Raw genomic sequence first — 20,729 nt, forward strand, 5'->3', positions numbered from 1 at the left:
AATCCGTGTGAAACCTATACCACCGCAGCAGTAGAGTTTATTTCAGTGTTGGTCTGCTTTTTTCCAGCGAACCGTTCAACAATCTGCGCCGCATTCAAATCATGGATAACGTTAATCAGTGTGGCAGGCGCATCGGTAATCGTGCCCAGCACTACCAACATCGGGATCGCTTCCATTGGCAGGCCCAGCGTAGTGACGATAAAGATTTCACCGAGGAATGCCCCGCCCGGTACGCCGCCGACGATAATGGCGGAGAGCACCGCAATCAGCATGGTCAGGAAGAAGGTCTCGGTGGTGAACTCCATGCCCAGCACGGAATAGATAAAGACAATTTTCAGCGCGGCAATCATCGCCACGCCACCTTTGTTCAGGTTAACCAGTAGCGGAATGGAGACATCAACGATTTCCGGGTTAATCCCCATCGCCTTACCGGCACGCAGCGTTACCGGGAGAGTCCCCAGCGAAGAGCAGGTTCCCAGCGCAGTCGCAGACGGTTCAATCGCATTACGCCAGAAAGCTTTGACCGCCGGAATACCGCCGCCAATATACGAATAGAGAATCGAGCCAAAAACAAAGTAGACCAGCGTGGCCACCATGAACAGGCCGATGGCGCGAGCAAAGGTCAGCAGCAGTGCAGAGTCCTGACTGGCCATAGTGGCAGCGAAATAGCAGCCCAGGCCAATCGGTGCGACCTTCATAATGATCGAGACGATCTTCATGATCACGGTATTGGCATCTTCCAGCAGCGACGCAATGCGCTTACCGGCCTGATCCGATTGACCAATCGCCACACCAGCAATAATCGCCATTACAATCAGCGCCAGAATATTGGACTTGGAAAACAGTCCGATAAAGTCGCTGGTCGTGATCATGCTGACAAAATCCATCTTACCGCTGCCCGCCTGCACCGACTGCGAAAGATCGATAGTGACGCCCTGCGCCGGGTTATACCATAGCGCCAGCGCGACGATCCCGGCAGCCGGAATAAAGGCCATTGCGATCGAAACAATAAAGATAATCGCCATAATGCGCCCCAGCCTTTTCAGGTCGGTCATACTGGCGATCGAAGACATGACGCTGATCCCCACCAGCGGCACAATAATCATAAATAGCAGATTTAAGAATATCTGGCCGATTGGCTGGAGTTTACTTGCAAACGAGGGGGCATAAATACCTAATAAGCCGCCAATCACCAGAGCAACTAATAAAATAATCGACGATCTGTAGGGTTCGAGTCGTGACCACATAATCGGTACCTTTAGAATAATATTTAATGAGATTAAATTCACAATGTGATGAGTTTCCGTTTCGCCTCCTTTTATTTTGTGACGTAACTCACCTAAGTTGTTATTTTTTCATTTTGCCAGCAAGTTGTTTCCTGTGATTCAATAGTTGCATGTTTAAAACGCGAATGTAACGGCCTATTCGTACCGTTTTTGCAAATCACTTGTGAATAAAAGGAAACTATGAGTACGCCGATTTCACTCAAGCATCTGGAGTTTTTCATTAAAATCGTCGACTGCGGAGGATTGTCAGAAGCCGCGGCGCAGCTCAACGTTTCGCCATCTGCGGTCAGCAAAAGCCTGGCGGCAATGGAAGATACGTTAGGCACGACATTAATTAAACGTACCACCCGCAGTATTACCCTGACCGATGCCGGGCAATATCTCTTTAACCGCGCCAATAAGCTTTTGAAAGAATTCGATGAAACGCTGAATACCACCTCCGGTTATTACCACAGCCCGCAGGGTGAATTACGTATAACCTGCTCAATTGCGTTTGGTTATTCCCGGCTGGTGAACCTGGTGGATAAATATCGTTCCCAGTTCCCAGATGTGAATCTGTATATCGATCTCAACGATAACTTCGTGAATCTGAACGAAACGGATTTCGACATCGCCCTGCGAATCTCCACCGCACCACCGCAGAACTACGCAATGCGCAAGCTGGTGCCTGTCCGCTGGGCGTACTGCGCCTCACCCGGCTACCTTGCCAAAAAAGGCATGCCCCAGCGTCGTAGCGATCTGGTCAATCATGATTGCCTGGTTTACCCAGGTCTCACGCCGGTGCTGAAGGTGGCGGATGAACAGGATCGTCTGCATCAGTTAAAACTGCATATGCCTATCCAGGCCAACAGCAGTCTGGTATTGCTGAAATCGGTGTTAGAAGATCAGGGAGTGGCGTATTTGCCCACCTATCTGATTGGCGATCATATTCAAAAAGAAGAGATAACGCCGCTGATGCTCGACGGCACCATCACCTGCGAAACCCACGCCCTGTATGCGCTCTATTTTCCCAGTAAGTACAGCAATCCGAAGGTGCGATCGTTTATCGATTTTCTGGTGGCGGAACTCGGCCCCTTACCCGCCTGGGACAACTGGATCCCGGAGTAAGCTTTGCTCGTCTGAAAATGGGAGGCGCTCCACATTTTTTGCGCGATCCCCCCGTCTGGCTCTATCCTTAAGCCTATGAATAAAATTGCTGAACTCAAACGCGCCAAGCGACTGGCGCTCTCATTGCTGCTGATTGCCGCCGCTACCTTCGTCATCACGCTGTTTCTGCCGCCTAACTTCTGGGTGCTCGGGATCAAAGCGATCGCCGAAGCGGCGATGGTCGGTGCGCTGGCGGACTGGTTCGCCGTGGTGGCGCTTTTTCGACGGGTACCAATCCCGTTCATCTCGCAACATACGGCGATTATCCCGCGCAATAAGGATCGGATCGGGGAGAACCTTGGTCAGTTTGTGCAGGAAAAATTTCTCGACACCCAGTCCCTGATCGCCCTGATCCGCCGCCATGAACCGGCGTTGTTGATCGGTAACTGGTTCAGCCAACCGGAAAACGCCCAGCGAATTGGCCAGCATCTGCTGCAGATCATGAGCGGTTTTCTCGAACTCACCGACGACGCCCGCATTCAGCGGCTGATCAAGCGGGCAGTGCACAAAGCCATCGACAAGGTCGATCTCTCCGGTACCAGCGCGCTGATGCTGGAAAGCATGACCAAAAACAACCGCCATCAGGTGTTGCTCGACACATTGATCGCCCAACTTATCGCCCTGCTCCAGCGCGACAGCTCGCGGGCGTTTATCGCCCGACAGATCGTGCACTGGCTGGAGACCGAGCATCCGCTGAAAGCGAAGATCCTGCCGACTGAATGGCTGGGCGAGCACAGCGCCGAACTGGTGTCTGATGCCGTTAATTCCTTACTGGATGACATCAGCCACGATCGGGCGCATCAGATCCGCCACGCCTTCGATCGCGCCACGTTTAAGCTAATCGATAAGCTCAAACACGATCCGGAGATGGCCGTGCGGGCCGAAAGCATGAAAAACTATCTGAAGGAAGACGAAGCTTTCAACCGTTATCTTGGCGAACTGTGGGCAGACCTGCGCCAGTGGGTGAAAACCGACATTAACGCTGACGATTCGCGCGTGAAGCAGCGCATCGCCAGCGCCGGACAGTGGTTCGGCGAAACACTGGTTGCCGACAGCGCCCTGCGCGCCTCACTGAATGGGCATCTGGAGCAGGCCGCGTATAAAGTTGCGCCGGAGTTCGCCACCTTCCTGACGCGCCACATCAGCGACACGGTGAAAAGCTGGGATGCGCGCGATATGTCGCAGCAAATTGAGCTAAACATCGGCAAAGATTTACAGTTTATCCGCATCAACGGCACGCTGGTCGGCGGTTCTATTGGGCTGGTGTTATATCTGTTGTCGCAAATTCCTTCCCTGCTGACGCTGGCGAATTTTTAAGGAGAAAGTAAAATCCCTGTTTTTATTTTACTTTTCATTATCATTTGCACATGTAATATAACAATTATCAAACTAACAGCGTGAAATGAGAGTCCGTATGTCCCAGGGAAGCCCCGATTCAAATCGTCATGCCATCAGCGTCGCGCTCTTTGGCATGCTGGTCTTAACGCTGGGCATGGGAATTGGACGCTTTCTGTATACGCCGATGCTCCCGGTACTGCTGTCGGAAGGTCAGTTTACGTTTGACCAGCTCTCCTGGATTGCCAGCGCCAACTACGCCGGATATCTGGCGGGAAGCCTGCTCTTCTCCTTCGGGCTCTTCCATCTTCCCTCACGTTTACGCCCGATGTTGTTAACTTCTGCGCTCGCTACCGCAGGGTTGATTCTGGCAATGGCAAGCGTTAAGCAGCCCACGCTGGTGATGCTGATCCGTTTTCTGGCAGGCGTCGCCAGTGCCGGTATGATGATTTTTGGTTCGATGATCGTCCTGCATCATACCCGGCATCCCTTCGTGATCGCCGCATTGTTCTCCGGCGTTGGCGCAGGCATTTTGCTGGGCAATGAATATGTCATCAGCGGTCTGCATTTTGCGCTGTCATCACACACGCTCTGGCTGGGGGCAGCGGCAGCTTCCGCGCTGTTCTTTGTGCTACTCGTTATGCTCTTGCCATCTCGCGACCATGCGCTTCCCGCCGCCACACCGGTAAAAACAGAGCATCAGCCTATGTCCTGGTGGCTGCTGGCGCTACTGTATGGATTAGCCGGATTTGGCTACATCATTGTCGCTACATACCTGCCACTGATGGCGAAAAGTGCCGGGTCGCCGCTGCTGACGGCCCATCTCTGGTCGTTGGTCGGCATATCGATTATTCCGGGTTGTTTCGCCTGGCTGTGGGCAGCCCGACGCTGGGGGGTATTGCAATGCCTGACGGCGAATTTACTGATCCAAAGCGGCTGCGTGGTCATGACGCTCGCCAGCGACTCCTTGCAGCTGCTGGTGATAAGCAGCGTGGGTTTTGGCGCAACGTTTATGGGGACCACTTCGCTGGTCATGCCGCTCGCCCGTCAACTTAGCGTACCGCGCAATATTAATCTGCTGGGCCTGGTCACCCTGACTTACGGCATTGGGCAAATACTCGGACCGCTATTAACCAGCCTGCTAGGAAGCGGCGCTCAAGCGATCGTTAATGCCACGCTATGCGGTGCCGTCGCCTTGTTTATTGCGGCACTGATCAGCCTCACACAATTATACAAACAGCGTTTCGCCTCCCCCAAAAGGGTATAATCGACAACCTTATAAACAGGTATCTTAGGATTAGTCCGCAATCAAATGTCAACATTTAATAAACAACAAACAATCAGCAATTACCCGCCAGACAATTTATAATTCCCGGCTGTTCATTTATAAACTCAATTTAAAATGCGTAAAAATGGACATATTAACTCAGCATCAACACTATCTTCGGGAAAAGTACATGTCATGGTTTAAAAAAATACTACTGGGGTTAATTATTTTGGTGGGTTTAATTGGCACGCTAAAGGATTATAAAGACTTTGGCCTGTTTGGCGCGTTAGGATTGTTTCTTATATTCCTGTTAACAACAACATTTTTATGGCAATGGGCCTCTGGCAGGTTACCAGAGATAACCCAGCTTCAGGCCGTATTTATTTTACTGGCCAGCGCAGTAGCCTCAATTTTTGTTATCAATATGGCAATTGCCGGAAATTTGCATGTGGATTTAATGGAGGTCATGTACGTTACCATTACGCATAATCCACTTTTTTACCTGATTCTCTGCGTGGTCGCATGGGTAAAAGTGGGCATCTGGCAATGGCTGTTTAGCGGTGGACAGGTGAAAGAGAGTCAGCCAGTTTAAACACGGCAGAGGTAAAAAAGGCGTCTTAACTAAGACGCCTTTTGCATATCAGAACAAAAACTTAGAACTGATAGGTCAGACCCGCAACAACCTGGTTGTCGTCGTCTTTGCCATCGAGCAGGTTAATTTTGTACCCCACATCAGCCACGATGTTTTTGTTGAAGTAGTAATCCGTGCCCAACGCTACGTATTCAGTCAGGTCATTATTGTTGTTGTCACGCGCGTGAACGTAACCCACGTTCGGACGCAGACCAAAATCAAACACATACGCAGCCATTGCTTCAAAGTGCTCAGCTTTATCCGCATCCTGAATCAGGTTGTGGGACTCGCCGTACATAGTCGCGACGTAGATGGCATTAGCATCATATTTCAGACCCGCACCCCAGAACTCTGCGTTTTCGCCATCCCAGCCGCTTCGTTTCTGCAGAGCAGTCACCGCACTGGTGGTGTAGGCCGCAATCGCAGATACGCCGGAATCCGCAATATTGTCATAACCCAGGGAGAAGCCATAGCCATTGCCATGCTGTTTTGCCGGGCTAATGTTAGTGTCATCCTGGCCCTGGTATTGCGCGCCAATGTTCAGACCATCAACGGCTCCAAACAGATTTTTGGTGCGGAGTGTTGCAACGCCAGCAGTACGTGTAGTAAGGAAGCGGTCAGTATCTTCAAAGGAGTCGCCGCCGAACTCTGAAAGAGTGTCAGTGTAAGCTCCCACGTCATAAGCAATACCGTAGTTACGACCGTAGTCAAAGCTAACGTCATGGCCATAATCCAGGCCAGCAAACGCCAGACGTGTATTGACGCCATTCTGAGAACCTTCTGCTTTAGAGGCATCAAACTGACTTTCAAATTGGCCATAACCGGTCAGTTGATCGTTGATTTGTGTCTCACCGCGAAAACCCAGACGCGCGTATGTACCGTCGGCATCGGTGCCGCCAGTCCAGGAATGGACCGCTTTTACTTTGCCGTACAGATCCAGTTTGTTGCCATCTTTATTATAAATTTCCGCTGCATGAACGGAGGTTACCCCTAATACCATTACAGCTAATGCCACTGCTGACTTTTTCATGTTATTACTCACTTTTAATTGTGAATTTTGCTATCAACTTTGTTATGAAGGCAGAATACCCGCATAAAAAAGCCCCCTATGGAAAAGGGGAAAACCTCTAACACACCAATGAAGGTAATAATAAAGTGGCAAGACACATATCATTTGGGGTTAAATAAAACCCGAACAGAGAGTAATTACTTGGATTCTTCGTTTACGCTCTCATTAACAGAGCGATATAACATTATTGCTTCGGCAATAATATCTTGTTTACTTTTACGGGTTTCAAATGCCAGCGTACGAACATATTCCCACAGAGAGGTATCGACACGGGCACTTAAAAGAACCATATCTTTTGAACGGGTACCCCTGGCCTTTCTAATATCGGGGTAATCTCGAGAGGGCATTATCATCTCCTGAACGCAAACACGCTTATGGCGATGAAATATGCAGTCAGTGTAAAAACATGTCAACGGCAAAATACAGTGACAATAGTAATGAAACTGTTAATAACGGACAAAAAACTGGAACAGCATTTCAAATGAAAGATAACTTGATTATAGAATAATGTGTAATTTTAACTTTACATATATTCACTTTTATTCATTTGATTAAAAAAGCCAGAACTATTGACAATAAACATGATCTCAAATCAAAACATCATTACAGCCAATAAGTTACGTGCCGTTATTAATGTCTACATTTCCGTGAAGCGCCTGTTTTTATGCACTGTTATTCCAGGCTGCCTCGCTCTGACCACCGCGGAAATCAGTTTGATTCTCACTTAACACAGGCCCGTTTTGTCTAAAAATAAGCACGGAAAGGTAAAAATAAGGTAAACAATGCATTTTTTCGCATGCAAAAATAAGTTGTTTTTAATTGATATAAATCAATTTTCACCGCGTAACGACGGAGGAAAAATCATCATCTGAGGTGATGGAAACCTTTTTTTACGTGACGTTCATGACGAGAAAAAAGCGTTGTTATGCAATAAACTTTTGTGCTGAAAAGTGTCGCGCGGGCTGCAACAGCCCGCATGGGAGAGAAAGGAAAATCAGGCGTTAACTTTATCCAGCGGCCAGGAATCAAACAGATAACCATCAAAGTCGATGTCATCAACATTTGAAAACTCCAGCAGGCGCTGTTTGACGTTTTCCAGATGCTGCCACATTGCCAGCTTGGCTGCGCGGGCATCCTTTTTGATTAATGCCGCCAGGATCTGTTTGTGGTCACCCATCCACTCTTTACGGTAATGGGTATCGTCAAGGTGGCTATGGAGCTGGATCCACATCGGGTTGTTTTCACGCCACTGCCATGACTGGCGAAACAGCTCCACCAGCATGCTGTTATGCGTGGCTTCGGCTATGGCGAGATGGAACTGCATGTCGCCGCTTTCAGAACCGTTCGCTTCGCTGGAGGCCAGCTCCCGCTCTTCCAACTGTAACGCCTGGCGCATTTTAACGATATCTTCACGGGTAGCCTGCAGCGCGGCGAATTCGGCGATATTGCTTTCCAACAGCTGTCGCGCCTGCAGCAGCTCAAACGGACCCGCGTCATTGCAATGATTGACATCCGTACTGTCGATGGTCTGCGCATCTGCATTGTCGAGTACGTAGATCCCGGCGCCGCGACGCACGTCCACCAGACCTTTAATTTCCAGCATAATTAACGCTTCGCGAACCACCGTGCGAGTGACATTGAGCATCTCAGCAATTTCACGTTCCGGCGGCAAACGCTCCCCGGGCTGGTACGGCGTCTGGACAATCAGATCGCGGATCATTGCACCCACTTCCTGGTAGGGTCTTTGTTGAGAAGTGTTCGATTTCATCGTGTTATGTCCGTCAGATGCGTCAATTCAGATCCGTAGGCCGGATAAGGCACATGCGCTGCCATCCGACACCTGTGCCGTTGGCTGATGGCGACGCTGACGCATCTTATCAAGCCTACAAAAAACGTTTTTTCGCCTGAACTATAGCATTTGCGGGAAGCCAAAAACAGAAAACGGGTCAACCAAATCAGCATTTTGATTGACCCGTCATACTTCGGGGATTATGCGTCAGCGCCTAACGCCGCAACGCACTCGCGTGCACCGTGTTCACACAGCTGTTGATACGTCGCGATAACTGTCTCCACAAAATCAGCGTTTTCCGCCAGATCATGGCCAAAAATGCCGCTCAGCCCCAGCAGCGCCGTCACGCGTTCGGCCCCCTGGAACTGTTGGTTAATGCGCTGGAACTCAGCCAGCAAGGGGTCGACAACATCAATGGCCTGCCCCTGTTCATCCACGCCACGGGTGTAGCGCATCCAGCCCGCCACGCCCAGCGCCAGGTGACGCCAGTCGCTGGCGTTTTGCAGATGCAGACGCACCGGATCTAGCAGGCGCTGCGGCAATTTCTGGCTGCCGTCCATCGCAATCTGCCAGGTGCGGTGACGCAGTGATGGGTTGCTGAAACGCTCAATGAGCAGCGTCGCATAGGCGTTAAGATCGGTGCCTTCCGGCATCGACAGCGTCGGCGCTTGCTCCTGCATCATCAGCGCGAACGCCGCTTTGCGATACGCCGGATTTGTCATGGTATCAGCGATAGTTTCATAGCCGCCGAGATAGCCCAAATACGCGAGGAAAGAGTGGCTGCCGTTGAGCATACGCAGTTTCATCATTTCAAACGGTACCACATCGGCAACGAACTGCGCACCAACGTTGTCCCAGTCAGGGCGACCGTTGACAAAGTTATCTTCGATAACCCACTGACGGAATGGCTCACAGGCGATAGCACACGGATCGTACACCCCCAACTGGTCGGCAATCTCTTGCAACGTTTCTGGCGTCGCCGCCGGAACAATGCGGTCTACCATGGTGCACGGGAAAGTGGCGTTAGCCTCAATCCACTGCGCCAGCTGCGGGTCGCGCGCCTGCGCCAGACCCAGCACCGCGACTTTCGCCACATGACCATTTTCACGCACGTTATCGCAAGACATCACGGTAAAGGCCGCAAGCCCTTGCTCACGACGCAGATGCAGCGCCTGTACGATGTAACCAATCGCCGATTTCGGCGCGCCTGGATTCGCCAGATCGTGTTTAATCAGCGGGTTATTGAGATCTAACTGTCCGCTGGCAGCATCGGTGCAGTAGCCTTTTTCCGTGACCGTCAGCGAGACAATTGCCGTCTGCGGGCGCGCCATAGCCTGTAAAATACCATCACAGCCGTCAAGCTCCGGGTGCAACGCTTCTTTCATCGAGCCAATCACTTTCAGCACGGTGTTGTCCGCGCCTTTTTCCGCCACGGTATACAGCAGTTGCTGTTTGCGCAGGTTTTCAATCAGGACGCGATCGTTACCCGGCATCAGGTTAACTTCACAGATCCCCCAGTCGCTGTCGGTGGTTTCCAGCAGATGATGGGTGTACAGCGCCTGATGCGCGCGGTGAAATGCGCCGCATCCCAGGTGAACAATGCGGGATTGCAGGCGCGAGCTGTCCCATGCAGGGCGAGCAACCGGCAGGTTGCTATTGGCAATTGTCGTTGTCATCGTGAACTCCAGAACCCGTTGAATGACCAACGGAAGAGAAAAGAAAAAGCCGGCCAGACAGGTGACCGGCAACTCGCTTTAGCGGCTAAAGAAAGCGCGCTGGATAGCCATCTCAACGCCACGCACTTCCGCCAGCCCTTTCAGGCGACCAATCGCGGAGTAGCCTGGGTTGGTTTTCTTTTTCAGATCGTCAAGCATCTGATGGCCGTGGTCCGGACGCATTGGGATCAGGTCCTCTTTACCCTCGGCTTTACGGCGCTGCTCTTCCTCAACGATCGCTTTCACGACTCCGTACATATCGACGTCGCCGTTAAGATGCGCCGCTTCATGGAAGGTTTTCGGGTTATCTTCACGCAGCGTGGAGCGCAGGTGGGTGAAGTAAATGCGTGGGCCAAACTGTTTGATCATGTCGACCAGATCGTTGTCCGCCCGAACACCGTAGGAGCCGGTGCACATGGTAAAACCGTTCGCCATGCTGTTGACCGTATCGACCATCCATTGCATATCTTCCACGGTAGAAACAATGCGCGGCAGGCCGAGGATTGGGCGCGGCGGATCGTCCGGGTGTACCGCCATCCGCACGCCTGCTTCTTCCGCCACAGGAATAATTGCTTTCAGGAAGACGGCAAAGTTCTCGCGCAGTGCGGCTTTATCGATATCTTTATAACGCGCAAGATGCTGGCGGAACTGGTCAAGCGTATAGCCCTCTTCCGCGCCTGGCAGACCGGCGATGATATTGCGGGTCAGACGCGCTTTGTCTTCATCGCTCATGGTGGCGAAGCGTTCATTCGCCTGAGCAATCTCTTCGGCGGTGTAATCCGCTTCCGCGCCCGAACGTTTGAGGATGTGCAGCTCAAAGGCGGCAAATTCAATCTGGTCAAAACGCAGCGCTTTGGAGCCGTCCGGCAGGACGTATTCCAGGTCGGTACGGGTCCAGTCGAGAACCGGCATGAAGTTGTAGCACACGGTACGAATGCCGCACTGGGCCAGGTTACGCAGGCTTTGCTGATAGTTGGCGATCCACTGCTGATAGTTACCAGAACGGGTTTTAATATCTTCGTGGATCGGTACGCTTTCGACGACCGACCAGACCAGGCCCGCCTGCTCAATAATGGCTTTACGTTTTAGGATCTCATCAACCGTCCACACTTCCCCGTTCGGGATATGGTGCAAGGCGGTGACCACGCCCGTGGCACCCGCCTGACGTACATCCGCTAAGGTGACCGGATCGTTAGGACCATACCAGCGCCATGTCTGTTCCATCTTTTATTCCTCATTTACGTTATGGACTCGACGATATGGCACATAAATTCCTCCTTTTGGTATGACATGTCAACCTGAAGGAATGAATTGGTTAACCAAATCACGATTTTTGCTGATTAGATCGCCATTTTACGGCCATAAAGCGCAGTAAAGATGTAAACATGTAACGCAATGTGACATTCATCGCATCAATGGTTAACCAATACAGATAACATCTCAACCAAAATCATAATAGTTCAACCAATAAAGGTAGACGTTATATGCATGTTCTCAATATTCTGTGGGTCGTATTCGGCATCGGTCTGATGCTGGTGCTCAATCTAAGATTCAAAATAAACTCGATGGTCGCCCTGCTGCTGGCGGCGCTCTCGGTCGGCATGCTGGCGGGTATGGACTTAATGGCGCTGCTGCACACCATGAAATCCGGCTTTGGCAGCACGCTGGGTGAGTTGGCGATTATCGTGGTATTCGGGGCAGTCATCGGTAAGCTGATGGTCGATTCCGGAGCGGCGCATCAGATTGCTCATACGCTGCTGGCGCGACTCGGTCTGCGCTATGTGCAGCTTTCGGTGATCATTATTGGTCTGATTTTTGGCCTGGCGATGTTCTATGAAGTGGCGTTTATTATGCTGGCGCCGCTGGTGATCGTCATTGCCGCAGAAGCGAAGATCCCGTTCCTCAAGCTGGCGATTCCTGCCGTTGCCGCCGCCACCACCGCCCACTCTCTGTTCCCACCGCAGCCTGGTCCGGTCGCGCTGGTTAACGCCTACGGCGCTGACATGGGTATGGTCTACATCTACGGTATTCTGGTGACTATTCCGAGCGTGATCTGCGCCGGGCTTATCCTGCCGAAGTTCCTCGGCAACCTCGATCGCCCGACGCCGTCATTCATGAAGGCCGACGTACCGGTTGACCAGAACAATCTACCGTCTTTCGGCATCTCTATTCTGGTTCCGCTGATCCCGGCGATCATCATGATCTCCACCACCATCGCCAACATCTGGCTGGTGAAAGGAACGCAGGCGTGGGAAGTGGTCAACTTCTTAGGCTCCTCGCCAATTGCGATGTTTATCGCCATGATTGTCGCCTTCGTGCTGTTTGGTACCGCGCGTGGTCACGACATGCAATGGGTGATGAACGCCTTTGAAAACGCGGTGAAAAGCATCGCTATGGTGATCCTGATCATCGGCGCGGGCGGCGTACTGAAGCAGACCATTATCGATACCGGCATCGGCGATACCATCGGCATGCTGATGTCGCACGGCAATATTTCGCCATACATCATGGCGTGGTTGATAACCGTGCTTATTCGTCTGGCAACCGGTCAGGGCGTGGTCTCAGCCATGACGGCAGCGGGGATTATCAGCGCAGCCATTCTCGACCCGGCAACCGGTCAACTGGTGGGCGTCGATCCGGCGTTGCTGGTACTGGCGACGGCGGCTGGCTCCAACACCCTGACCCATATCAACGACGCCTCGTTCTGGCTGTTCAAAGGCTACTTTGACCTGTCGGTGAAGGATACGCTGAAAACCTGGGGTCTGCTGGAGCTGGTGAACTCCGTGGTTGGCCTGGTAATCGTGTTGATCATCAGCCTGATTGCATAACGTCGATACCGCTCTGGCCGCAGCGCCAGAGCGGGTCTTTCTCCTGCCTTAACAATCCTCAATAATCAGATACACCGCCTTCACCGGGCCATGCACCCCAACCACCTTGATAAGCTCGATATCCGCCGTCGAGCTGGGTCCACTGATAATATTAATGCACGACGGCATACGCTCACCGGCCTGCGCTTTCTGATGCAGTTTTTCTGCCAGTTGTGCCACGCGCGGCAGGATGGTGCTTTTACGCAGCACGAAAATCGAGGACTCCGGCAACAGGCTCAAAGAACGCCCGCGCTCCGGCGCGGAAAACAGCACCACACCGCCGGACTCAGTCAGGCCATACTCGGCATACACTACGCCGACTTTCGCCTGCTCGGCCTCGGTAATATTTTCGCTGCCTCGCGCCGGATCCCAGACCACGGCGTTGCATTCCTGCTGCAAGCGTTCGGTGATGCCCAGCGTCACCAGTCGGCTGTCGCCGCTCAGCACTACCGGCTGACCCAATTCTTCACACAGGCGTAGCGCTGCTTCTGCGGCCTGGTCCTCGCGAGTCAGTTCACAGCGGGCCAGCATCACTTCGCTGGCGAACTGGATAAACGCATCGCAGCGCTGCTGCGGGCTAAGTTCGGTCAGGCGCTCGTTGGCATAATTGTTAACCGGTGCGGCATCCGCTTGCGGTTCGAAACGCGGCGGGCGACCCAGCGCCTGGGCGATGGTGTTTAAAAACGCGGTACGGTTATCCATTCTTTTTCTCCTGCGCCTGATGTTTCTTAAACCAGCTGCGGAAGCTCTCGCCGTCAGCATCAGGCAGATCGCGCGCCTCCATCCAGTCACCAATCGCGCCAACCTTGAGCGGGGTTTTCCCGCCATTGATAAACCAGCTTGCCGCATGCGCGCCCGCCATCATCCCGACTTTCCACAGCCCCGGATGGCTATTGGCATAAGCGAACATTTTGATCGCCCGTCGCTCGGCTTTCGGGGTAATGCCCTCCTCGGCCATCACCCGACGATGACGCAGGATCAGTTTTGACAGCGGAATACGCACCGGGCAGACGCTGTCGCAGGCCGTGCATAAGGAACAGGCGTACGGCAGGTCTTTAAAATCTTTATAGCCGCCGAGCAGTGGAGAAATCACCGCGCCAATAGGGCCGGGATAGATCGAGCCATAGCCGTGTCCGCCGATGTGGCGATACGCCGGGCAGGTGTTCATACAGGCCCCGCAGCGGATGCAGCGCAGCACATCGCGAAACTCAGAGCCCAGCACCTGCGAGCGACCGTTATCGACAATCACCAGATGGAACTCTTCCGGTCCGTCCACGTTATCCGCCTCACGCGGGCCGGTCAGCCAGGTGTTATAGCCCGTCAGACGAGCGCCCACGGCGCTGCGCGCCAGCATGGTGATCAGCACATCCACATCGGCAAAGGTCGGCGCGATACGCTCCATGCCCATCACCGCAATGTGCGTTTTCGGCAGCGTGGTGCACATGCGCGCGTTGCCTTCGTTGGTCACCAGGCATACTGAACCGGTTTCCGCCACGGCAAAGTTACAGCCGGTAATACCGATTTCGGCACTCAGGAAATCCTCGCGGATCTTCTGGCGAATGAACAAGGTCATGGCTTCCGGGGTTTCCGGGCCGTCATACCCCAGACGCTCGTTCAGCACGCGGCGGATCTGATAGCGATCTTTATGAATAGCCGGGACCACGACGTGCGAAGGTGGATCCTGATCCAATTGCAGGATGTATTCCCCGAGATCGGTTTCGATCACCTGGATTCCCGCATCCTGCAGGACATGGTTGACGCCGATCTCCTCGGTCACCATCGACTTGGACTTCACCACCTTCTTCGCGTTTTTGCTTCGCGCGACCTGCAGAATGTAGGCGGTGGCCTCTTCTTTGGTTTTGGCGAAATAGACGTGGCCGCCGTTTTGCGTCACTTTCTCGGAGAGTTGATACAGGTAAGCGTCGAGGTTGCTCAGCACGTGATCGCGGATCTGGCTGGCACGATCGCGCCAGTCTTCCCAGTGGCCTAACTCATCGACCATTTTTTGTCGATTTGCGCCAATACGTTCCTGCGCATTGGCCACGGCTTTGCGCATGATCGGATCTTCTATCTGCTGACGAATGCGCAGTTTAAATTCTACATCGCTGGTTTTTATCGACATCTCTTTCCCCTCAGCGGCTCATCAGCACTTCAGCAATATGCATCACTTTGACCGGCTGGCCTTCCCGTTGCAGTCGACCGCCAATGTTCAGCAGGCAACTGACGTCTGCGCCAATCAAATATTCCGGCTGCGCATCCATCAAATGTAAGACTTTCTCTTTCACCATCTCGCCGGATATCTCGGCCATTTTGACCGAAAACGTCCCGCCAAAGCCGCAGCAGGTATCCTGATCGGCAAACGTCAGCAGCTCCAACCCGCGCACGTTTTTCAGCAGCGTGAGCGGCTCTTCCTTCACTCCCAGCTTTCGAGTCAGGCTACAAGAGGGATGATAGACAGCGCGGCCCTGCAGGCTGGCGCCGACGTCCACCACGCCCAGCTTGTTGACGATAAAGGAGGTGAGATCCTGCATACGCGCGGCGACCTTTTCGGCACGCAGCGCCCATTCCGGTTCATCGGCCAGATACGTCGGATAGCTTTTTACCGCGTAGGTACAGGAGCCTGCTGGCGAGATAATCGGATCGTCGTTGTCTTCCAGGGCGGCGATCAGGTTTTTCATCCCAGGGATCGCCTCTTTGATGTAACCGCTGTTAATGGCTGGCTGACCGCAACACCCTTGCTTCTCGGGGAAATTAACGCGACAACCCAGTTTTTCCAGCAGCAATACGGAGTCTCGTGCCATCCGTGATTTCAGTGCGTCACCAATGCAGGTAACAAAGAAATTTACATTCACAATAACTACTCCATTGCTTCATTTCTGTTTATTGCGCTTGATATCGCGATATCAAGCAAAGGTTCAGCCGTATTTCACGCCCAGTTTTTCTGTTTGCTGTTTTTACTAATGCCAGGGTTCATGGTGATGCTCGGGTCGTTTTCCTTTGATGCCGACTCTCCGCTTCTTAAGTCAGGACAGTCGCATATGTCTGTATTTTCATTTGTATGACAAAACCAAATAATCCCCTAATCAACCCCCATATGCAACAACCAGGTTTATTTCTTTCGGTCTCGCTCACATTTTTATATTTAAAACCACAGCGTTATGAACACCTTAATAACAGTTTCAGGTGCTTACTATTCTCATCACCAGCATTATTAAAAAGGTTATCATATAACTATTTATAGGTATTCAACTTACTCTTAAGTATATTTACCTGGTATTGGATTTTAATTAAAAGATTACAATAGTTACAAAACTACAAATCATAATTACTTTATTCACTGAAGCGATTCAGTTTACATACTTTATTAACCCAGCAATGTAGCCTCCCCACCATAAATATAAATCAGGTTTAATGAACCAATCAGGAATAGCAATGAACGAATATTTTATGTTTGCCCTGGCACTCTCTCCTTTACTACTGATGGTATTTTTAATATTGAAATTGAAAATGCCCATCCATTATTCCGTGTTGATCTCTTTGGTATTCACTGCCGCGCTGTCGGCCATATTCTGGGAAATGCCCGTACAGAATCTGAAAGCCGCGATAGGCTATGGCGCCCTGAAGGGGTTATGGCCGATTGTGATCGTGATCCTCGGCGCCATCTTCAGTTATAACGTCATGCAGGCGACCAAGGCGTTGGATATTCTGCGCGATATTCTCGCCAGCATTAGCGAAGATAAGCGTATTCAAGTGCTACTGATTTCATGGTGCTTCGGCGGATTCCTTGAAGCCGCGGCAGGTTATGGCACGGCGGTCGCCATTCCGATCGGCATTCTTATTGCGCTGGGATTCAACCCGCTGAAGGCGGCGATCGCTTCTCTCGTGGCGAATACCGTTCCCACCGCGTTCGGCGCGGTCGGGATCCCGGTTTCTATTCTGGCGGAACAGGTTAACCTGCCGGTGTATACCTTAGGTGGAACCATTATTCTGCAGCTCGCACTGTTTAATATCCTGCTGCCGTTTGTCATTGTCTGCATTATTGGCGGCGGCCTGAAAGCCATTCGTGGCGTATTTCTGATCACGCTGATTTGCGGCATCACCACGCTGGTTCCGCAATATTTTGTCGCCATCCATCTTGGCGCGGAATTGCCCGCCTTTGCCGGTAGCCTGGTCAGCTTGTTTGCCGTGGCGATGGTCAGCCGCCTGCGCAAAGGGAAAACCGATCCCGAGTGGCGCATTGAGGTCAGCCATACCCGCGAAACCACGCCGCGCTCGGCAAAAGTGTTGTTCCGCGTAGGCTCTATCTATCTGTTTATTTTTGTTTTTATCCTGCTGTGCTCACCGCTGTTCCCGACGATCAAAGGCGCGGCGTCCCAACTGGCCTCGGTGCTGCATTTCACGCTCGCCGACGGCAACACGCTGGCGCTGAAAGTTGAATGGGTGACCACGCCGGGGATGCTGATCATCTTTGCGACCCTTATCGGCGGTTTTATTCAGGGAGCGTCCGCACGCGGGATGCTGGAAGTATTTATCAAAACCATTTTCCAGCTTAAAAATTCCATTGTGGCGATTATGGCGATTGTCGCGCTGGCCACGGTGATGGATCTCAGCGGGATTATCTCCACGCTGGCCCAGTCGATTGTCGATCTGACCGGCAGTTCCTACGTCTTCCTCGCCCCGGTGATTGGCGCGCTGGGCACGTTTGTTACCGGCAGCGATACCAACTCGAATATTTTGTTCGGCAAACTGCAAACCATTGCCGCCAGTAAACTGCATATCGATCCCAACTGGCTCGCGGCGGCGAATACTTCTGGTGCAACGGGGGGGAAAATGATTTCGCCGCAGAGTATCGCCATTGCGGTTTCAGCCACCAAAATGGACGGACAGGCCAACCAGATAATGTCTGGCACCATGAAATACTGCTGCGCCTATATTGTGATCCTTGGCCTGAAAGTCGGTCTCTTTTATTACTGGTTTATGGCGTAATCCATTGTCAACCCCGTCAAATTCACGGCAACCGTATTTGACGACGCGGTGACCAAAAAGGTTTACACCGCTTCAGGATCGAAACGAAGCGACTGGCTTTACGATTTGTCGGCGCTGACTAAAATAGCGCCGATGTTTCAAATCGAGGATTGTTGTTATGTTGTTCTGGAAAAAGATGGTGAAGAAGTTCGACGCCTTTTCCGCGTTGATCCCACCACGCTACTTCCGCGTGTAATGCCTGGCGCTAATGCCTGATGGCGCTTCGCTTATCGGGCCTACGTTTCACGCTCATTTGTAGGCCGGATAAGGCGCAAGCGCCGCATCCGGCAGCAGAGAAAAATGTTCTCCCCTTTCACTTACGCAGCCCGCACGCTCTTAACACCCTGACCCACAGACGAAGCCATGCAAAACGGTAGATCAGCGGATGCTGAAATCGTAGCAGTGTCAGAAACATAGAGCCTCCTTGCGGCGCTACAGCACCGTTGCCAGATAGCGAATTTGCGGCTCCATTATCTGGTGACGCGCGTCTATCAGTCGCAGTTCATACGAGTCGTGCTCTTTCGTCAGCCGCATCACCGCGTCGACGACACTGGTGGTCCGCTCCAGCGCCTGCTTGTCCTCATAACCGTTGAGCAGTGAAGCCAGCATCACGCTGCAAATCAGATCCCCAACGCCCACCGGCATTTTGGCAAAGGTATACAGCGGCCGGGCGATGTGTAATGTCTGTTCCGCCGTCACCAGCAGCATTTCAAACGCCTGTTTGTCGCGCGAGCAGTCGCCGAGATGTTTCACCAGCACCTTCTTCACGCCCCACGCCACCAGCTGCTGCGCCGCTTCCACCACCTCGTCAAAACTACGTAGTTGTCTGCCCGTCAGCACGCCCAGCTCATAGAGATTCGGCCCCATCACATCAGCCAGTTGAATGGCGTCATCGACAAAAAAGGACTCCACGCCCTGCGCGACGATGCAGCCTTTTTGCGGGTCGCCCATCACCGGATCGCAAAAATAGAGCGCCTGGGGATTACGCTGGCGAATGGTGGTGACCGCGAGCTTCACCTCTTCGCAATGGCGTTTGTCCCCGAGATACCCGGACAGCACGGCATCGCATTGCGCCAGTTTTTGCAGGTCATCCAGCCCGCTGATGATGGCGCTCAGCTCGCCGTGCGGCATCGCCATGCCCTGCCACATCCCGTACTGGGTGTGGTTGGAAAACTGTACGGTGTAAAACGGCCAGACATCGATCCCCGAGAGCTGCATCGGCAACACGGCGGCTTTATTTCCGGCATAGCCATAAACGACTGACGACTGAACAGACAACACGTTTTTCATTTTGACTCCGTCTAGCGAAACGTTGGCAGCAGACCAAATACGTCCAGAACAACCGTCAGATAGACAACCGCCCCACAGACAATGACCAGATTGAGCACGGTGTTATTACACGGCGCGGTATAGCTGGCGGTCGGAAAACGTTTCCGCGCCGCTTTCACCAGGAACGGCGGCAGGATCACGCTCCAGATGGTAAAGGCCAGACCGGCGTAACCAATGGCGTGGACAAACCCGTTCGGGAAGAAGAAGCACACGGCGGCTGGCGGGAAGTAGGTCACCAGCGCGGTTTTCAGGCGACCCATGCCGTCATCCGGGAAGTGAAACAGGTCGGCGATGTAATCGAACAGGCCAAGCGTCGCCGCCAGCAGGGAACTGGCTACCGCAAAGTTGCCGAAGAAGGTCAGGATCAGATCCATATAACGGCTGGTGAACAGCCCGCTGATAGCCTCGACAAACACGTCGATATTGCCGCCTTTGGCGATAATTGGCGGGAATGAGGAACGGCTGATGTTGCCCATCGTGACGCCCAGCCAGAAGATATACAGCAGCAGGGCAAACAGCGTGCCGATGATAATCGAACGCGTAATATTTGAGATCCCGCTCGTGCCATACAGCTTAACCAGGCTCGGCACGTTACCGTGAAAACCAAACGAGATAATGCAGAACGGCAACGTCATCAGGATATACGGCAGGTACTGCGAATTGGGCAGCGCCACCGCCACGCTGTCGACGAGTTTCGCCACTTCGATATGACCCACCAGGCCAGAGAAGGTGGCAAAGAACGCGATAAACTTACCGATGATCAACACGGTAGTAATACGTCCAACCAACAAGGAGCTGTACCAGGCAATCGCCCCGACCAGCATACTGACGATCACCACCGAGATATTCGCCGGAAAGCGCACGCCGCTGTATTTGAACACGGTTTGCGCCATCACCGCCGACGAACCAGAGATATAGGCATAGGTCAGAATATACAGCACAAAGCCGAAAGCGATACCGACCACAATATTCCACTTTCGGCCTAATAAATCCTGAGTAAAGGTATTAAAACTGGCACCGGCGCCATAATGCAGATTAACTTCGACCAGCATCAGACCGGTTAATAACATCATGATGGCGATAAACAGAAGAATAACTGACGCACCGGGGAACCATACGCCAGCCATCGCAATCGGCAGGGAAAACATCCCTCCACCCACTACGGTCGCGATAACCAACATGGTTCCGCTAATCAGTCCGGGGGTACTACTCTGTCGCTCAATGGCATTAATATCCATGATAAATGTTCCTGTAGACTATTCGTTATAAT

Annotated in this window: 17 protein-coding genes; 6 read left to right on the forward strand and 11 right to left on the reverse strand. The window is 52.5% G+C overall.

Features of this window, described 5'->3' with window-relative positions:
* Positions 1-14 precede the first annotated feature (14 nt).
* The gene (locus tag O6D90_RS20300) at positions 15-1,247 is read right to left on the reverse strand and encodes a dicarboxylate/amino acid:cation symporter (RefSeq protein ID WP_003019196.1); all 1,233 of its coding nucleotides are present in this window, start codon (positions 1,245-1,247) and stop codon (positions 15-17) included.
* Between the two features lie 219 nt (positions 1,248-1,466).
* Here O6D90_RS20300 and O6D90_RS20305 point away from each other — a divergent pair, with 219 nt between their 5' ends.
* The 4 genes from O6D90_RS20305 to O6D90_RS20320 all read left to right on the forward strand — a co-directional run bounded on the left by O6D90_RS20305 (position 1,467) and on the right by O6D90_RS20320 (position 5,626).
* Complete coding sequence (locus tag O6D90_RS20305; RefSeq protein ID WP_016151563.1) at positions 1,467-2,393, forward strand: LysR family transcriptional regulator; 927 nt, start codon at positions 1,467-1,469, stop codon at positions 2,391-2,393.
* Positions 2,394-2,468: 75 nt separating this feature from the next.
* A complete protein-coding gene (locus O6D90_RS20310) occupies positions 2,469-3,749 on the forward strand; it encodes a DUF445 domain-containing protein (RefSeq protein ID WP_016151562.1) in 1,281 nt (426 codons plus the stop codon).
* A 97-nt stretch (positions 3,750-3,846) separates the two neighbouring features.
* The gene (locus O6D90_RS20315; RefSeq protein ID WP_016155599.1) at positions 3,847-5,034 is read left to right on the forward strand and encodes an MFS transporter; all 1,188 of its coding nucleotides are present in this window, start codon (positions 3,847-3,849) and stop codon (positions 5,032-5,034) included.
* Between the two features lie 190 nt (positions 5,035-5,224).
* Positions 5,225-5,626 (forward strand): hypothetical protein, encoded by a 402-nt coding sequence (locus O6D90_RS20320; protein WP_016155598.1) that lies wholly within the window; start codon positions 5,225-5,227, stop codon positions 5,624-5,626.
* A gap of 61 nt (positions 5,627-5,687) precedes the next feature.
* On the opposite strand, the gene O6D90_RS20325 is transcribed toward O6D90_RS20320, so the two are convergent.
* From O6D90_RS20325 to uxuA, 5 genes are all read right to left on the reverse strand, one after another.
* Complete coding sequence (locus tag O6D90_RS20325; protein WP_016155597.1) at positions 5,688-6,695, reverse strand: porin; 1,008 nt, start codon at positions 6,693-6,695, stop codon at positions 5,688-5,690.
* A gap of 176 nt (positions 6,696-6,871) precedes the next feature.
* Positions 6,872-7,081 carry a hypothetical protein gene (locus tag O6D90_RS20330; RefSeq protein ID WP_016151558.1) on the reverse strand — a complete coding sequence of 70 codons (210 nt, stop codon included), beginning with the start codon at positions 7,079-7,081 and terminating at the stop codon, positions 6,872-6,874.
* A gap of 647 nt (positions 7,082-7,728) precedes the next feature.
* Positions 7,729-8,502, reverse strand: a complete 774-nt coding sequence (gene uxuR, locus O6D90_RS20335) for a Uxu operon transcriptional regulator (protein ID WP_029139754.1) — start codon at positions 8,500-8,502, stop codon at positions 7,729-7,731.
* A 221-nt stretch (positions 8,503-8,723) separates the two neighbouring features.
* A complete protein-coding gene (locus O6D90_RS20340; RefSeq protein ID WP_080859427.1) occupies positions 8,724-10,199 on the reverse strand; it encodes a fructuronate reductase in 1,476 nt (491 codons plus the stop codon).
* A gap of 78 nt (positions 10,200-10,277) precedes the next feature.
* Positions 10,278-11,462 (reverse strand): mannonate dehydratase, encoded by a 1,185-nt coding sequence (uxuA, locus tag O6D90_RS20345; protein ID WP_016155595.1) that lies wholly within the window; start codon positions 11,460-11,462, stop codon positions 10,278-10,280.
* Between the two features lie 260 nt (positions 11,463-11,722).
* Between uxuA and gntP the strand changes: the two genes are divergently transcribed.
* Positions 11,723-13,066, forward strand: a complete 1,344-nt coding sequence (gene gntP, locus O6D90_RS20350) for a gluconate permease GntP (protein ID WP_016155594.1) — start codon at positions 11,723-11,725, stop codon at positions 13,064-13,066.
* Between the two features lie 48 nt (positions 13,067-13,114).
* Here the strand turns inward: gntP and O6D90_RS20355 are convergent, their stop codons facing one another.
* From O6D90_RS20355 to O6D90_RS20365, 3 genes are read right to left on the reverse strand one after another with little or no spacing between them, the layout of a single operon-like run.
* On the reverse strand, positions 13,115-13,807 hold the full coding sequence (locus tag O6D90_RS20355) for a LutC/YkgG family protein (protein ID WP_016155593.1): 693 nt from the start codon (positions 13,805-13,807) through the stop codon (positions 13,115-13,117).
* Positions 13,800-15,227, reverse strand: coding sequence for a LutB/LldF family L-lactate oxidation iron-sulfur protein (locus O6D90_RS20360; RefSeq protein ID WP_016151552.1), 1,428 nt, complete (start codon positions 15,225-15,227; stop codon positions 13,800-13,802). Before O6D90_RS20360 ends, O6D90_RS20355 begins: the two co-directional genes overlap by 8 nt.
* A gap of 10 nt (positions 15,228-15,237) precedes the next feature.
* Positions 15,238-15,957: a (Fe-S)-binding protein gene (locus tag O6D90_RS20365; protein ID WP_016155592.1), complete on the reverse strand. Its 720-nt coding sequence runs from the start codon at positions 15,955-15,957 to the stop codon at positions 15,238-15,240.
* A gap of 580 nt (positions 15,958-16,537) precedes the next feature.
* Between O6D90_RS20365 and O6D90_RS20370 the strand changes: the two genes are divergently transcribed.
* Positions 16,538-18,091: an L-lactate permease gene (locus O6D90_RS20370; protein WP_016151550.1), complete on the forward strand. Its 1,554-nt coding sequence runs from the start codon at positions 16,538-16,540 to the stop codon at positions 18,089-18,091.
* Positions 18,092-18,562: 471 nt separating this feature from the next.
* On the opposite strand, the gene pdxY is transcribed toward O6D90_RS20370, so the two are convergent.
* Complete coding sequence (pdxY, locus tag O6D90_RS20375) at positions 18,563-19,420, reverse strand: pyridoxal kinase PdxY (RefSeq protein ID WP_016155591.1); 858 nt, start codon at positions 19,418-19,420, stop codon at positions 18,563-18,565.
* Between the two features lie 11 nt (positions 19,421-19,431).
* On the reverse strand, positions 19,432-20,697 hold the full coding sequence (locus O6D90_RS20380) for an aromatic amino acid transporter (protein WP_016151548.1): 1,266 nt from the start codon (positions 20,695-20,697) through the stop codon (positions 19,432-19,434).
* Between the last annotated feature and the right edge of the window lie 32 nt (positions 20,698-20,729).

This window comes from Citrobacter sp. 21OH12SH02A-Citro (assembly GCF_027919895.1).
In the GTDB taxonomy this organism is placed as follows: domain Bacteria; phylum Pseudomonadota; class Gammaproteobacteria; order Enterobacterales; family Enterobacteriaceae; genus Citrobacter; species Citrobacter braakii.

Excerpts from the sequence above, each read along its gene's own strand:
- O6D90_RS20380 (WP_016151548.1), bottom strand. The coding sequence starts at position 20,697 with ATGGATATTAATGCCATTGAGCGACAGAGTAGTACCCCCGGACTGATT.
- O6D90_RS20310 (WP_016151562.1), top strand. The coding sequence starts at position 2,469 with ATGAATAAAATTGCTGAACTCAAACGCGCCAAGCGACTGGCGCTCTCA.
- O6D90_RS20360 (WP_016151552.1), bottom strand. The coding sequence starts at position 15,227 with ATGTCGATAAAAACCAGCGATGTAGAATTTAAACTGCGCATTCGTCAG.
- O6D90_RS20300 (WP_003019196.1), bottom strand. The coding sequence starts at position 1,247 with ATGTGGTCACGACTCGAACCCTACAGATCGTCGATTATTTTATTAGTT.
- pdxY (WP_016155591.1), bottom strand. The coding sequence starts at position 19,420 with ATGAAAAACGTGTTGTCTGTTCAGTCGTCAGTCGTTTATGGCTATGCC.
- uxuA (WP_016155595.1), bottom strand. The coding sequence starts at position 11,462 with ATGGAACAGACATGGCGCTGGTATGGTCCTAACGATCCGGTCACCTTA.
- uxuR (WP_029139754.1), bottom strand. The coding sequence starts at position 8,502 with ATGAAATCGAACACTTCTCAACAAAGACCCTACCAGGAAGTGGGTGCA.
- gntP (WP_016155594.1), top strand. The coding sequence starts at position 11,723 with ATGCATGTTCTCAATATTCTGTGGGTCGTATTCGGCATCGGTCTGATG.
- O6D90_RS20370 (WP_016151550.1), top strand. The coding sequence starts at position 16,538 with ATGAACGAATATTTTATGTTTGCCCTGGCACTCTCTCCTTTACTACTG.
- O6D90_RS20330 (WP_016151558.1), bottom strand. The coding sequence starts at position 7,081 with ATGCCCTCTCGAGATTACCCCGATATTAGAAAGGCCAGGGGTACCCGT.
- O6D90_RS20355 (WP_016155593.1), bottom strand. The coding sequence starts at position 13,807 with ATGGATAACCGTACCGCGTTTTTAAACACCATCGCCCAGGCGCTGGGT.
- O6D90_RS20305 (WP_016151563.1), top strand. The coding sequence starts at position 1,467 with ATGAGTACGCCGATTTCACTCAAGCATCTGGAGTTTTTCATTAAAATC.
- O6D90_RS20325 (WP_016155597.1), bottom strand. The coding sequence starts at position 6,695 with ATGAAAAAGTCAGCAGTGGCATTAGCTGTAATGGTATTAGGGGTAACC.
- O6D90_RS20340 (WP_080859427.1), bottom strand. The coding sequence starts at position 10,199 with ATGACAACGACAATTGCCAATAGCAACCTGCCGGTTGCTCGCCCTGCA.
- O6D90_RS20315 (WP_016155599.1), top strand. The coding sequence starts at position 3,847 with ATGTCCCAGGGAAGCCCCGATTCAAATCGTCATGCCATCAGCGTCGCG.
- O6D90_RS20320 (WP_016155598.1), top strand. The coding sequence starts at position 5,225 with ATGTCATGGTTTAAAAAAATACTACTGGGGTTAATTATTTTGGTGGGT.